7 protein-coding genes, 4 tRNA genes and 4 rRNA genes are annotated in these 16321 nt (G+C 35.4%); all 15 read right to left on the reverse strand.

Features of this window, described 5'->3' with window-relative positions:
* Positions 1-133 precede the first annotated feature (133 nt).
* On the reverse strand, positions 134-2572 hold the full coding sequence (locus CLOPA_RS21450; RefSeq protein ID WP_015617520.1) for an ATP-dependent Clp protease ATP-binding subunit: 2439 nt from the start codon (positions 2570-2572) through the stop codon (positions 134-136).
* A gap of 13 nt (positions 2573-2585) precedes the next feature.
* Positions 2586-3608, reverse strand: a complete 1023-nt coding sequence (locus CLOPA_RS21455) for a protein arginine kinase (protein ID WP_015617521.1) — start codon at positions 3606-3608, stop codon at positions 2586-2588.
* Between the two features lies 1 nt (position 3609).
* Complete coding sequence (locus CLOPA_RS21460; RefSeq protein WP_015617522.1) at positions 3610-4134, reverse strand: UvrB/UvrC motif-containing protein; 525 nt, start codon at positions 4132-4134, stop codon at positions 3610-3612.
* Positions 4135-4207: 73 nt separating this feature from the next.
* A complete protein-coding gene (locus CLOPA_RS21465) occupies positions 4208-4666 on the reverse strand; it encodes a CtsR family transcriptional regulator (RefSeq protein WP_015617523.1) in 459 nt (152 codons plus the stop codon).
* A 353-nt stretch (positions 4667-5019) separates the two neighbouring features.
* Entirely contained in the window at positions 5020-5286 is a 267-nt protein-coding gene (locus CLOPA_RS21470; RefSeq protein WP_015617524.1) for a hypothetical protein, read from the reverse strand.
* Positions 5287-5463: 177 nt separating this feature from the next.
* Positions 5464-5538 (reverse strand) — tRNA-Asn (locus CLOPA_RS21475).
* Positions 5539-5547: 9 nt separating this feature from the next.
* Positions 5548-5664: ribosomal RNA gene (gene rrf, locus CLOPA_RS21480) — 5S ribosomal RNA — on the reverse strand.
* Positions 5665-5783: 119 nt separating this feature from the next.
* Positions 5784-8683: ribosomal RNA gene (locus tag CLOPA_RS21485) — 23S ribosomal RNA — on the reverse strand.
* Between the two features lie 239 nt (positions 8684-8922).
* Positions 8923-10429 (reverse strand): 16S ribosomal RNA (locus CLOPA_RS21490).
* Between the two features lie 697 nt (positions 10430-11126).
* Positions 11127-11202, reverse strand: a tRNA-Ala gene (locus CLOPA_RS21495).
* A gap of 3 nt (positions 11203-11205) precedes the next feature.
* Positions 11206-11282, reverse strand: a tRNA-Ile gene (locus CLOPA_RS21500).
* A gap of 6 nt (positions 11283-11288) precedes the next feature.
* Positions 11289-11405 (reverse strand): 5S ribosomal RNA (gene rrf, locus CLOPA_RS26890).
* The 16S, 23S and 5S rRNA genes sit together here with 3 tRNA genes alongside, the layout of an rRNA operon.
* A gap of 290 nt (positions 11406-11695) precedes the next feature.
* Complete coding sequence (gene murD, locus CLOPA_RS21505; RefSeq protein ID WP_015617525.1) at positions 11696-13075, reverse strand: UDP-N-acetylmuramoyl-L-alanine--D-glutamate ligase; 1380 nt, start codon at positions 13073-13075, stop codon at positions 11696-11698.
* A 988-nt stretch (positions 13076-14063) separates the two neighbouring features.
* Complete coding sequence (locus CLOPA_RS21510) at positions 14064-15455, reverse strand: glycine--tRNA ligase (protein WP_015617527.1); 1392 nt, start codon at positions 15453-15455, stop codon at positions 14064-14066.
* A gap of 580 nt (positions 15456-16035) precedes the next feature.
* Positions 16036-16110 (reverse strand) — tRNA-Asn (locus CLOPA_RS21515).
* Positions 16111-16321: the final 211 nt, after the last annotated feature.

Consider the following 16321-nt stretch of genomic DNA (forward strand, 5'->3'; position numbering starts at 1 on the left):
TAGTATTTAGATAATAACTACTCCAATGAAATAAATATTTCATTATGAATACAATTTATTGTAACATACATTGTAACATACCTAGTAAAATAAAAGAGGCAGAGAAACCTAAGTCTACTCTGCCTAATATAATTTAAGCTTTGGAAAACTCCAATTCATTGTCATTAACAGTAACTGAAACATTATCTCCTTTATGAAGTGCTCCATTTAGTATTTCTTCTGATATCTTATCTTCTACTATTTTAGTAATGGTTCTTCTTAAGGGTCTTGCTCCATAAGTTGGATCAAAGCCTTTTTTAGCTAGAAGTTTTTCTGCTTCCTCTGTAAATTTAATGTTAATATCCTGATCTTTTAACCTAATGCTCACAGATTCTAACATAAGCTTAACAACTTCTTGTAAATCCTCTTCCAACAGCTGATGGAATACAATTATATCATCAATTCTATTTAGGAACTCTGGTCTGAAAGATCTTTTTAGTTCTTCCATTATATTTTCTTTCATTTTCTCATATTCGTCTTCTATTTCATTGTTATTTATAGCAAATCCTAAAGACTTTTGCTTTTTAATAGTTGAAGCCCCAACATTTGATGTTAAAATTATTATTGTATTTCTGAAATTTACTGTTTTTCCTTTACCATCTGTCAATCTTCCATCTTCAAGAATTTGAAGCAAAATATTAAATACATCTGGATGAGCTTTTTCGATTTCATCAAATAAAACTACTGAATATGGATTTCTTCGAACTTTCTCCGTTAGCTGACCACCATCTTCAAAGCCTACATATCCTGGTGGTGAACCAATTAGCCTAGATACAGTATGTTTTTCCATATATTCAGACATATCTATTCTAATTATACTATTTTCGTCACCAAACATAGCCTCTGCTAAAGCCTTTGACAATTCAGTCTTTCCAACACCTGTTGGTCCAAGGAATATAAATGAACCTATAGGCCTTTTTGGATCTTTAAGTCCAACTCTTGCTCTTCTTACAGCTCTTGAAACTGATTTTACTGCTTCATTCTGACCTATTACCCTCTTATGAAGTATTTCTTCTAACTTCAATAATTTTTCTGATTCTTTTTCTGTAAGTTTCTCTACAGGTATATTAGCCCATTTTGCTACAACAGCAGCTATCTGTGCCTCAGAGACAATATGATTTTCAACATCTTTTCTATTTTTCCAATTCTTTTTAAAATCATCTATTTTTTCTTTTAATTCTTTCTCTTTATCTCTTAGTCTTGCAGCTTTCTCAAAATCCTGCAACCTTATAGCATCTGCTTTTTCTTTTTCAGTTTTTTCAAGCTCTTCCTCCTGATTTTTTAAATCTGGTGGTGCCGTAAGATTTTCTATTCTTACTTTTGCCCCCGCTTCATCTATAAGATCTATTGCCTTATCTGGTAAATACCTATCTGTAATATATCTGTCAGCTAAATTTACTGCTGCTTCTAGAGCATCATCTGTAATCTTTACTCTATGATGAGCTTCATATTTATCTCTTAAACCTCTTAATATAAGAACAGCTTCTTCTTTTGATGGTTCACCAACAGTTACTGGCTGAAATCTTCTTTCTAATGCTGAATCCTTCTCTATATATTTTCTGTATTCATCTATGGTAGTAGCCCCAATACATTGTATTTCACCTCTAGCTAATGAAGGCTTTAGTATATTAGATGCATCTATAGCCCCTTCTGCTCCTCCTGCTCCAATTATAGTGTGAATCTCGTCAATAAATAGAATTACATTTCCAGAATTTCTTATCTCTGTCATAACCCTTTTTAATCTCTCTTCAAATTCACCTCTATATTTCGAGCCAGCTACCATTGAAGAAATATCTAAAGTTACTACTCTTTTATCCTTTAATATTTCTGGAATATTCCCTGACACTATTCTTTGTGCCAATCCTTCTGCTATAGCAGTTTTACCAACTCCAGGATCACCAATTAAGCAAGGATTATTTTTTGTTCTTCTACAAAGAATTTCTAAAACTCTTTGGGTTTCGCCATCTCTTCCTATAACAGGATCAAGTTTTCCCTCTGCCGCCATTACTGTAAGGTCTCTTCCAAACTGATTCAAGGCAGGAGTTGAATTATTAGCTGAATTAGAAGCTTTATTATTTGTATTATTACCTTCACCAGCTGCTAATTTTTCTAAAATTTCTTTTCTCAACCTATCAAAATCCGCATTTAAATTACCTAGTATTGTAAAGGCAACACCTTCTCCTTCTCTTATTAATGCTAAGAGTATATGCTCTGGACTTATATAGTTGTGATTTAAATTTGTAGCTTCTAGAGCACTAATTTCTAATAATCGCTTAGTTCTGGGAGTTAACGGAACTTCGTTTCTATATAAATCAATGTCTCCTTTTCCTTCATATTCAGCAATTAAATTTCTTACAGCATCAATTGTTATACCTAAGTTATTAAGTATCTTTTTTGATATACCATTTTCCTCTTTTAGTATGCCAAGTAAAATGTGTTCTGTACCTATATAACCATGCTGAAACATTTGTGCCTCTTCTTTAGCATAAAATAATATTTTTTCTGTTCTTTCATTAAACCTATTGCTAAACATATTAATTCACCACCTATTTTAATTTTTCCCTAATATAATCTGCTCTTTTTATATTTAGGTCTCTTCCAGTTAATTTATTTTCATATATAATACTAAGTGTAGCCGATTGAGTATTTACTAGCAAGTCATTAAGTATATTTTTATTTATATCTTTAATAATTCCCATCTCTACACCCATTCTTATATTGGATAATAGTTTTAAACATTCTTTTGAATCTATAACTCTAGCAGACTTTAAAATGCCTAGTGACCTAAATATCTTATCTTCCAATTCGTAATTATATTTCTTTTTTGCTTGATCTCTAGAAAGTTGTTCTTGATTAATAAGCTGATTCACAACTGCTTTTAAATTAGACAATATATCCTCTTCACTGATTCCAAGAGTTATTTGATTAGAAATTTGATATAGATTACTATATGCCCCAGAACCTTCTCCATACAATCCTCTGATTGTCATTCCAACCTGAGTTAAAGCATTCAGGACTCCATTAATCTGATTATTCATAGTAAGTGCTGGCAAATGCATCATTACTGAAGCTCTCAATCCCGTCCCCACATTAGTGGGACATGCTGTTAAATAACCCAATTTTTCATCAAAAGCATACTCTATTTTTTCTTCGAGAAAATCATCAAATTTATTACAATAATCTAAAGTTTCCTCTAAATTAAATCCAGAACTTATACATTGTAATCTTATATGATCCTCTTCATTTATCATAATACTAACAGTTTCATTCTTATCTACAATAAAAGCAGATTTATTTTCATTGTCTATTAATTTATTACTAACTAAATGTTTTTCTATAAAAGATCTATTGTAAGTTTTATCATAATCCCATAAATGTATACTTCTAAATTCATCTTTCATATGAGAAGATGTAAAAAATGCATTTTCTATTTCTTCCACTAATACTCTAGCCTTATTTTCATCAAGACTATCTGGAAATGGTTCATTTTTAATATTTCTTGCTAATCTTACTCTACTGCTTATAACAAAATTATCGGGATTATCATCACACTTTAACCAATTCTGCATATTACCCCTCCTTTTCGTTATTTTCCATTACTCTGATTTTGTCTCTAATTAACGCTGCCTCTTCATAATTTTCAAGTGCAATAGCTTTTTGCAGATCTTCTTTTAAATTCAGTATTCTCTTTCTTTCAATTATTCCCTTGCCACATTTCTTTGGTATCTTACCAACGTGTTCTACCTTACCCTGTACTCTATATATCACTGGATTTACAGTGGAACTAAAATTTTTATAACATTCACTGCAGCCAAGTAACCCCTTCTTCTTAAATTTTGCTAAAGGCATACCGCAATTTTTACATTTTATTTCTAGTCCTTTAGAAATATTTGGAGTTTCACTCATATAATCCATAAGTCCACTTAATATATTCTGAAGTGAAAAAGGTGATATTATTCCTATTTCTCCTGAAACATTAAATCCATCAAATTCTTTAGCACAATTTTCACACAAACTAATCTGTTGTTTATTACCATTTACAATCTTAGTTATATAAAAAGTCGCCTCGTTTTTTTTACATATTTCACATAACATACCTTTTCAATCCTCCTCTGTAATAACAAAAGAATATATTATTATTATATATTTTATACCATTAACTGTAAACCTACAACATTATAGCCATTATAGTAGCTTTTAAAACTTCCGCCCTAACTTTATTTCTTAAATCATTAACCATAGACAAAGTCCTATCATTTATAGCTGCCTTCAAAATATTCATCTCTCTATTAGATATAATTTCTGCATCTTTTAAAGCCTCAACAATCTGTACTCCTCCATTATAGGTTATACTGTTCCCTATTTTTTCTGTAATTACATTAGCCAGTGGCTTATTTTCAATATATTCTATCTTTCTTATGCGAATACATCCACCGCCACCTCTTTTACTTTCGATGTAATAGCCTTTTTCCGTAGTAAATCTAGTTGTTAATACGTAATTTATCTGTGAAGGTGCACAACTAAATTGATTAGCTAACTCATTTCGTTGTATTTCTAATTCATTTTCATCTGCTTCCGCCATCATTTCTTTTATAAAATTTTCTATAATGTCCGATAGCCTTATCATAGAACATCCCTCCCATTAAAGGTTTATTCTCTTTGACTTTCTTTGACTTTTATTTTATTATACATTCTCTTTATATTTTTTTCAATAAATATTTTTTAAATTTATTGAAAAAATTAATCTATAAAACAAAAAATTTAGCAGAAGTCTATTTACTCCCACTAAATCCTCTATTTAACAATTATAGAATATATAAATTACAATTATTTTTATGATTCAAGGCATATGAAAATAAATTGTAAGTCAAAGATGCGATGAATATTTTGAATCATGCAATGAAACAGGTTCATCAGATGGTGAGCTATCTGATGGTTCCGTTGGCGAAGTAGGATTCATAATATACACTAGCATACTGACTAGTTATTTATTTGAATGTGCCTAAATTGAGAACTATCTTTATGCGCTTTAATATAATATTTTCCTTGTTCATTTTTCCCGTTATCTACTATTGTAAAATCCTTGTATTTTAACATAGTTATAATTAATTCTATATTCTTCTCATCTAAGTAATCCATACTTATTGTAAACTTATCGTTTACTCCAATGATATCCATATACTCATAGATATTTCCATAATCACTTAAATCAACAGAACCTTTAACATCAAGTCTGTATTCTGACATCAAGATTTCTCCTTTAAAAGTTTTATCTTATTTTTAGTAATATGCTGAAAAATATCCCTGGAATCATTTTACTTATATAAAATCAATTACATTTATATTGAATAATTAATTATGTAAAAAATGTTAATTACAATGTAATTAACGCAATAATCATTAAATATATTCAAAAAATAAAAATGGCTCCGCGAAAAGGATTCGAACCTTCAACCTATCGGTTAACAGCCGAGTGCTCCACCGTTGAGCTATCGCGGATCATTAAAAACCCAGCATCGACCTACTCTTCCACAGGGCTACCCCTGCAGTACCATCAGCACATAAGAGCTTAACCTTCGTGTTCGGAATGGGAACGGGTGTTACCTCTAAGTCATAGACACTGGATATATTAAGTTGAGAGTTAAAATTAATAATTAAAATGTACTCTCAAAATTGCATAGTAAAGGGTAAAAGTAAAATATAATATCGTATACTAATATACACTTTAGTAATTTATTTAAATATTGGTCAAGCCCTCGACCTATTAGTATCAGTCAGCTGAATACATTGCTGCACTTACACCTCTGACCTATCAACCTGATGTTCTTTCAGGGGTCTTACTAGCTTACGCTATGAGAAATCTAATCTTGAGGTGGGCTTCACGCTTAGATGCTTTCAGCGTTTATCCCATCCCGACATAGCTACCCAGCTGTGCCACTGGCGTGACAACTGGTGCACCAGAGGTCAGTCCATCCCGGTCCTCTCGTACTAAGGACAGCTCCTCTCAAATTTCCTACGCCCGCGACGGATAGGGACCGAACTGTCTCACGACGTTCTGAACCCAGCTCGCGTGCCGCTTTAATGGGCGAACAGCCCAACCCTTGGGACCTACTTCAGCCCCAGGATGCGACGAGCCGACATCGAGGTGCCAAACCTCCCCGTCGATGTGGACTCTTGGGGGAGATCAGCCTGTTATCCCCGAGGTAGCTTTTATCCGTTGAGCGATGGCCCTCCCACGAGGAACCACCGGATCACTAAGCCCGACTTTCGTCCCTGCTCCACTTGTTTGTGTCGCAGTGAGGCTCCCTTATGCCTTTGCACTCTACGCGCGATTTCCAACCGCGCTGAGGGAACCTTTGGGCGCCTCCGTTACTTTTTTGGAGGCGACCGCCCCAGTCAAACTGCCCATCTAGCAATGTCCCGTGACCAGCTTCATGGCCTCCGGTTAGAATTCCAGTACTGTCAGGGTGGTATCCCAAGGACGACTCCACAGCAGCTGACGCCGCTGTATCCCAGTCTCCCACCTATCCTGTACAGACAATACCGAAACTCAATGCTAAACTACAGTAAAGCTCTACGGGGTCTTTCCGTCCAATCGCGGGTAGCAAGCATCTTCACTTGCACTACAATTTCGCCGGATTCGTTGTTGAGACAGTGCCCAAATCATTACGCCATTCGTGCGGGTCGGAACTTACCCGACAAGGAATTTCGCTACCTTAGGACCGTTATAGTTACGGCCGCCGTTTACTGGGGCTTAAGTTCACCGCTTCGATTACTCTAACGGATCCCCTTAACCTTCCAGCACCGGGCAGGCGTCAGCCCCTATACATCAGCTTACGCTTTAGCAGAGACCTGTGTTTTTGCTAAACAGTTGCTTGGGCCTATCCTCTGCGGCCTACGTTAAGTAGGCACCCCTTCTCCCGAAGTTACGGGGTCAATTTGCCGAGTTCCTTAACAACGATTCTTCCGATGGTCTTAGGATTCTCTCCTCACCTACCTGTGTCGGTTTGCGGTACGGGCACCTTAATTCCTTGATAGAGGCTTTTCTTGGCAGTGTGAAATCAGATACTTCGCTAAAAATTAGCTCCCCATAACACCTCAACTAAGCAGGCGGATTTGCCAACCTGCACGTCTTAGTGCTTAGACGCACATCCAATAGTGCGCACATCTTATCCTTCTGCGTCACCCCATCTCTCAAAACGGAAAAAGGTGGTATCGGAATATCAACCGATTATCCATCACCTACGCCTTTCGGCCTCGGCTTAGGACCCGACTAACCCTGAGCGGACGAGCCTTCCTCAGGAAACCTTAGGTTTTCGACCACTAAGATTCTCACTTAGTTCTCGCTACTTATGCCAGCATACTCACTCCTGTATAGTCCACCGCTCCTTACGGTACGACTTCAATCCATACAGGAAGCTCCTCTACCGCTCTTACGAGCCCATAGCTTCGGTGGTAAGTTTTAGCCCCGGACATTTTCGGCGCAGGATCTCTTGACTAGTGAGCTATTACGCACTCTTTAAATGAGTGGCTGCTTCTGAGCCAACATCCTAGTTGTCTTAGAAATCCCACATCCTTTACCACTTAACTTACACTTAGGGACCTTAGCTGATGATCTGGGCTGTTTCCCTTTTGACTACGGATCTTATCATTCGCAGTCTGACTGCCGAAATAAAAGTATATGGCATTCGGAGTTTGATAGAGTTCAGTAACTGTTGTCAGCCCCTACCTCATTCAGTGCTCTACCTCCATAACTCAATTAATCGACGCTAGCCCTAAAGCTATTTCGAGGAGAACCAGCTATCTCCGAGTTCGATTGGAATTTCTCCGCTATCCACAGCTCATCCCATGGTTTTTCAACACCAATGTGGTTCGGTCCTCCACGGAATTTTACTTCCGCTTCAACCTGGCCATGGATAGGTCACCCGGTTTCGGGTCTACAGCATGCAACTAGTCGCCCTATTAAGACTCGGTTTCCCTTCGGCTGCGCACCAGAAGTGCTTAACCTTGCTGCATACCGTAACTCGCTGGCTCGTTCTACAAAAAGCACGTCGTCACACATAAAAAGTGCTTCGACCGGTTGTAGGCACACGGTTTCAGGTTCTATTTCACTCCCCTTCCGGGGTTCTTTTCACCTTTCCCTCACGGTACTGCTTCACTATCGGTCACTAGAAAGTATTTAGCCTTGGGAGGTGGTCCTCCCAGCTTCCCACAAGGTTTCACGTGTCTCGTGGTACTCTGGAATAGATCCGGCCATTTTCTCTTTTAATCTACAGGACTGTTACCTTCTACGGTAGAGCTTTCCAGAACTCTTCGATTAAGATATTAGGCTTTAATGATCTATCCACAACCCCAGGAACAAAGTTCCTGGTTTGGGCTCATTCCATTTCGCTCGCCGCTACTAAGGAAATCGATATTTCTTTCTCTTCCTCCGGGTACTTAGATGTTTCAGTTCCCCGGGTATGTCTCTATATACCTATGTATTCAGTATAAAGTACATGTCGTTAAGACATGTGGGTTGCCCCATTCGGAAATCTCCGGATCACAGGCTATTTGCGCCTACCCGAAGCTTATCGCAGCTTGTCGCGTCCTTCTTCGACTTCTAGTGCCAAGGCATTCACCATGCGCCCTTTGTAGCTTGACCTGTTATACTCTTAAGCGTTAGCTTTTCGAGTTTAGTCTTTTATTTTGTTTTAATCTTCATTTTATTAAAGATAAAGATTAATTATACAAAGGATATTTGTTTTATTATTTTACTTTACTTTTTGTTTCACTATGCAATTTTCAAAGTACATTTAAGAGATATTGATCTCTCAAAATTAAACAGAGATAAGAGTTAAACAACCATATCACAGTAGTTATCCTACCATGCTTACTCCTTAGAAAGGAGGTGATCCAGCCGCAGGTTCTCCTACGGCTACCTTGTTACGACTTCACCCCAATCACTAATCCCACCTTCGGCCGCTGGCCCCATAAAGGTTACCTCACGGACTTCGGGTGTTACCAGCTCTCATGGTGTGACGGGCGGTGTGTACAAGGCCCGGGAACGTATTCACCGCGACATTCTGATTCGCGATTACTAGCAACTCCAACTTCATGTAGGCGAATTTCAGCCTGCAATCCGAACTGGGATGAGTTTTCAAGTTTGGCTCCACCTCGCGGTATTGCATCTCGTTGTTCTCACCATTGTAGCACGTGTGTAGCCCTAGACATAAGGGGCATGATGATTTGACGTCATCCCCGCCTTCCTCCCGGTTAACCCGGGCAGTCTCACTAGAGTGCTCAACTTAATGGTAGCAACTAATGATAAGGGTTGCGCTCGTTGCGGGACTTAACCCAACATCTCACGACACGAGCTGACGACAACCATGCACCACCTGTCTTCCTGCCCCGAAGGGCTTCACGTATCTCTACGCTATTCAGGAGATGTCAAGTCTAGGTAAGGTTCTTCGCGTTGCTTCGAATTAAACCACATGCTCCGCTGCTTGTGCGGGCCCCCGTCAATTCCTTTGAGTTTTAATCTTGCGACCGTACTTCCCAGGCGGAGTACTTATTGTGTTAACTGCGGCACAGAAGGAGTCGATACCTCCTACACCTAGTACTCATCGTTTACGGCGTGGACTACCAGGGTATCTAATCCTGTTTGCTCCCCACGCTTTCATGCCTCAGCGTCAGTTACAGTCCAGAAAGCCGCCTTCGCCACTGATGTTCTTCCTAATCTCTACGCATTTCACCGCTACACTAGGAATTCCGCTTTCCTCTCCTGCACTCTAGATACCCAGTTTGAAATGCAGTCCCCAGGTTAAGCCCGGGGCTTTCACATCTCACTTAAGTATCCGCCTACACATCCTTTACGCCCAGTAAATCCGGACAACGCTTGCCACCTACGTATTACCGCGGCTGCTGGCACGTAGTTAGCCGTGGCTTCCTCCTTTGGTACCGTCATTATCGTCCCAAAAGACAGAGCTTTACAATCCGAAGACCGTCATCACTCACGCGGCGTTGCTGCATCAGGCTTTCGCCCATTGTGCAATATTCCCCACTGCTGCCTCCCGTAGGAGTCTGGACCGTGTCTCAGTTCCAATGTGGCCGATCACCCTCTCAGGTCGGCTACGCATCGTCGCCTTGGTGAGCCGTTACCTCTCCAACTAGCTAATGCGCCGCGGGTCCATCTCAAAGTGGATTACTCCTTTAATTACTGCTTCATGCGAAGCTGTAATATTATGCGGTATTAATCTCCCTTTCGGGAGGCTATTCCCCTCTTTGAGGCAGGTTACCCACGTGTTACTCACCCGTCCGCCGCTAGAAACCCGAAGGTTTCTCGCTCGACTTGCATGTGTTAAGCACGCCGCCAGCGTTCGTCCTGAGCCAGGATCAAACTCTCAATTTATAAGTTTGATGTTAGCTCATCGCTTTTCTTCATTTTACTGAAGAGTTTGTTACTCTTGATTTCAATTTCTTAAAATCTAAAGAATTGCTGGTTTGTTTTATTCTTATACTCTGTTTAATTTTCAAAGATCAATTTGTCATCAACTGACGACTTTTACATTCTATCAAAACAATAATCTATTGTCAACTACTTTTTAAATAATTTTCAATTATTTATTAAATCAATTATTATCCTTGCAGCGACAAATAATATTCTATCACACACATATATATACGTAGAATTAATACAGTTATATATTCACATTTATATTCTATAATCTTCTATTTTCTTTCTTATACTACATTATTCTTATATTGATACACTTGGTCACGTTTTTTATTTTACATTATTACTATAATATATACTTCTTTACATTTTACATGTTTTTTATTTAACCTAATGTGCAGAATTCTACAATCATCTACAGCCAGGAGATGGATAGCACATTAATATAAGTGATTTCATACCATTTATATTAATTGAATTTGTATAATTATTATTTTAAATATTATATAAATGTTAGTTGCTCTTTGTAAACTGAATATATAAGGTTGTGGAGATAAGCAGTTTACAAGGTTCATAGATAAAAATTATTGCCTTTCTGTGGCATACCTTAAACACCAAAAAGCCAGTCTAATTTAAAATTAGACTGGCTTTTTGGTGGAGATAAAGAGACTCGAACTCTTGACCCTCTGCGTGCAAGGCAGATGCTCTCCCAACTGAGCTATACCCCCATATGGTGGACCTTCAGGGACTCGAACCCCGGACCAACCGGTTATGAGCCGGTTGCTCTAACCAACTGAGCTAAAGATCCTCAATTGTCTGGTAATAACTTATTCTTCCACAGAGGAATCTCTACACTACCATCAGCACATTAGAATTTAATCTACCTGTTGAAAATGAGAATGGTTATTTCCTCTAAGTGATAATTACCAAATATCAGTATAAACTTATTTTAACTATGAGTTAAAATAACCTCATCACAGTAAATAATTATATATGAGCTAATATACTTTGTCAACAACTTTTTTTATAAAAAAATATTATGATTAAACCACAAAAACTGTAAACTAATTTCCACTATAACCTATATAGTGGTTTCAATGCGAAATCTTCGCGATATATAGTATATATCTTTTATTAAATACACTTTTTGTGAGATAATCATAGTATAATTTAAATAAAATCACTACTTTATTAATAAAAATATTTTATCACCATATATATCTATTTCATACTATTTACAATTTCTTTAAATTTGTTTCCTCTGATCTCAAAATTGGGGAACATATCGAAACTAGCACAAGATGGAGAAAGCGTGACTATATCTTCTGCTTCTGCTTTCTTTCTAGCCATATTTACAGCTTCTTCTAATGTGTCAACTTTAACTATTGGAATATATACTTTTTTATCCTTCATTACCTTATTAAAGCTCTCTTCAATCTTATCTTTTGTGTTTCCTAAAAGTATTAATTTTTTTATCATATTTAAACCTTCTTCTGCTAAAGGTTCAAAGGGAATATGTTTATCATATCCACCAGCAATTAGTATTACCTTTTTCTCGAAAGCTCTCAAACTTGCCAATGTTCTAGTTGGACTAGATGCAATAGAATCATTATAATATTTGACTCCATTTAATTCTCTTACAAATTCGGATCTATGCTCAACACCTGAAAATGTAACCGCTACTTTTTTCATAGTATCAATACTAGCATCTCCTATAGTAGCACAAAAAGCTGCAAGAAAGTTTTCCACATTATGCATTCCCTTTATTACTATCTCTTCTCTTTTACAAACAAATTTATTTAATACATATAATTTTCCACCATAGAAATATGCTCCATTTTCTAACTTATATTTTGTACTAAACTCCATAACCTTTCCATTTGCTTCATTAGCCATAGTCGATGTAATACGGTTATCTTGATTTAATATAAGCAGTCCATCTTGATTTTGAAATTTATATATGTTCTTTTTTGCATCTATATATTCTTCCATATCTTTGTGAATATCCAAATGATTTGGACTCAAATTTGTTATGATAGATACCTGAGGTGATACATTCATAGTCATGAGTTGAAAACTGGATAATTCCAAGACCACTTTATCTTTTTCATTTATATCTCTGATTTTAGTAAATAGAGGAGTTCCTATATTACCTCCTACCCATGTCTTATATCCTTCTTCTTTAAGAATATTATATATTAATGTTGTTGTAGTAGTTTTGCCATCACTGCCAGTAACTCCAATAATTTTAGCAGGACAATATTTAACAAATTCCTCCATTTCAGAGGTTATATATGCTCCTGATTTTTTTGCTCTAATTAACTCTGGAATATCTATCCTCATAGAAGGTGTCTTAAATATAACTTCATATCCTTGAAGGAATTCTAAATAATTTTCTCCTAAAATTAACTTTACCCCTTTTTCCATAAGTTCATCTGCTGCATGTCCTATCTGTTTTTTTGTCTTCCTATCAAAAGCTGTAACTTCAGCTCCTAATTCTAACAAAAAGTCTATTAGAGGTCTATTGCTTATACCTATACCTAAAACCACAGTTTTCTTGTTATTTATGAATCTTTTAAAATCACTAAAATTTCTACTCATGATTACCCCCGAAATATATTATTTATCTCACTTCTAGTGGCCGCATCACTTTTAAAGAAATCAATAACAGCAGCACATCACTAAATAATTCATTAAAACTTAGTGAAATGTCCCACCGGCTAAGATTCATTAATCAGCCGCTTTATTAATTATATCACTTTATTAAAAAATTTAAACATAACTAACATTTTATTATAAACACATCATATAATTTATTAATACTAATTGTAATGAGTGATGTTGAATGCCCTTTTTATCATTGATAATTTCAAGTCCTTTGATATATATATCTTATGTAAGAAAACATACGCCAGAAAATTTTTATAGTCTAAAACTTATTTGTATATGGATTTTAAGCCAAATATACATAACCATAAATTATGAAATTCCATTTCCCATAGGCATAATAGCAAATATCATTCTAATTTCTAATACAGAAAATAACAAATCCTCAAAATATACCGCATTATTAATAGGAGCTATTAGTTTAGTAATAAGCAATTGTATAAGCATTCTATGCCATTAAAAAGATTATGTGTGTCAGAATTGTAAGAATTCATTTAATTTTTTAACTTTATTCCTTGGTATTGCAAATTTCGACTTTATTATGTTATACTATCATTGTGCCGTAAGGAAAACATTAATATAATTCCCCAAGTTTTAATTGAACATATAACATATCCCCATGATTAAACCCTATTTAGTCGGATTTTGTATCCGGCTCTTTTTTTATCCAATAGATAGCCACCATACCACTTCAGCACATTCTGTGGAAGCAATTCAAATAAAATTAAAAATATTGACTACTTAAAAAGCACCCTAAGTATTTAGACTTTTTTTATTTGTCTAAATATCTAGAGTACCTTAAAAAAGTTTTCTTAATTCATAAGTTGCAATTAAAATTATACATTTAATTGATAATATCCTTTTAATAATGATTAAATAAAATAACTATTTAATCATGTACTAATATTCTTATTAAATTACATTAAAAATTTAATTTATCCTCTATGAATTTTTCTAATTCTTCTATTTTTACTCTTTCCTGCTGCATAGTATCTCTATCCCTTACTGTAACTGTCTCATCTTCTAAAGTATCAAAATCTATAGTTATACAATAAGGTGTACCTATTTCATCTTCTCTTCTATATCTTTTACCTATACTTCCAGCCTCATCATAATCTACATTAAAATTCTTGCTTAGTTTATTGTAGACCTCTATAGACTTTTCAGAAAGCTTTTTACTAAGTGGGAGTATGGCTGCTTTAAACGGAGCTAGTGCTGGATGTAAATGAAGAACAGTTCTTACATCTCCTCCTTCAAGCTCCTCTTCGCCATAAGCATCAACCAAAAACGCTAACGTAACTCTATCTGCACCAAGTGAAGGTTCAATAACATATGGTATATATTTCTCGTTATTTGTAGGATCTAAATAGTTTAAATCTTCACCAGAATGTTCCATATGTTTACTCAAATCATAATCAGTTCTATCTGCTACTCCCCACAATTCTCCCCATCCAAAAGGAAATTTGTATTCTATATCAGAAGTTGCCTTACTATAAAAAACCAATTCTTCTGGTGAGTGATCTCTCATTCGTATATTATCTTTATTAATACCTAAATTTAGTAGAAAATTAAGGCTATAATCTTTCCAGTATTTAAACCATTCTAGATCAGTTCCTGGCTTACAGAAGAATTCAAGTTCCATTTGTTCAAACTCTCTAATTCTAAAAATAAAATTTCCTGGAGTGATTTCATTTCTAAAAGCTTTACCAATTTGTCCTATACCAAATGGAATTTTTTTACGAGAGCTTCTCTGAACATTTTTAAAATTCACAAATATTCCCTGAGCAGTTTCTGGTCTTAAAAATATTTCTGATTTAGAATCCTCTGTAACACCCTGAAAGGTTTTATACATTAAATTGAATTTTCTTATATCTGTAAAATTGCTTTTACCGCATTTTGGACAAACTATATTATTTTTTTCTATATATTCTTTTAACTGTTCATTTGTAAAACCGTCAGCACTAGCATAGTCTATTCCTTTAGAAACCATATGCTCTTCCACAAGTTTATCTGCTCTAAATCTAGACTTACAATCCTTACAATCCATAAGTGGATCTGAAAAACCTCCAACATGGCCTGAGGCTACCCAAACTTCCCTATTCATAAGTATTGCACAGTCAAGACCAACATTATAAGGACTTTCCTGTATAAACTTTTTCCACCAAGCTTTTTTTACATTGTTTTTAAACTCAACTCCCAAGGGACCATAATCCCAAGAATTTGCCAATCCTCCATATATATCAGAACCCGGAAATATAAAACCTCTGTTTTTAGCAAGAGCAACTATTTTCTCCATTGTTTTTTCAAAAGACATATAATAAAACCTCCTATATTTAATTTTCTTATTTATATAGATTATAATTACACCTTTAAGTGCTAACAAGCAATAGATATGGAAATAATAAATTCAGCTTAAAATATTAATATTATAGTATAAACTAAATATTACCACACAATATATAGAATCAATTAACTTTCAAAATAAAAAAAGGACTTATACCCTAAGGGACGAAATTTTGAATTCCGCGGTTCCACCCTTATTGGCATTAGCCCTACTCTATACTTTTACACTCAAAAGCTCCATTCATATCAAAATCCTAGCCACTCTCACCTTAGCATTTTTAAAATGAATATTTAGTCCACATACAAATTTATTTTCACACAATACCTATGTGAAAGGCTTTAATAAATCACCGTTAAAATCTACATTTTGTTACACACAAAATACAGTGACATATTTAATTGACTATTATTCATTTCTAACTGCTTTACATGACCTCTCTAAAAGAATCTTAAAATTACTTTTCTCCATCATTGCGTAATTATTATATTCAATTTTATTAGCAAGCTGAATTAATTTAAAATTACTAAAATAAATTTACAAAAAATAAAAATGGCTCCGCGAAAAGGATTCGAACCTTCAACCTATCGGTTAACAGCCGAGTGCTCCACCGTTGAGCTATCGCGGAATATTTTACTTGCCTCACTTACATATACTATTATAACAAGTTATTTTAAAAAAGCAAGCATTATTTTAATTTTTTTATTTTTGTGGATATTTCATCAATGAATCTTCCTTAGTGGGAATACAAACTCCCACTAAGTTTAGATGAATTATCCAGGGACGTAGCCACTCTTTACTCCCACTTTGAAGAAAAGCAGAGAACCAAAATCTTCGAT

Source organism: Clostridium pasteurianum BC1, from assembly GCF_000389635.1.
GTDB lineage: Bacteria > Bacillota > Clostridia > Clostridiales > Clostridiaceae > Clostridium_I > Clostridium_I pasteurianum_A.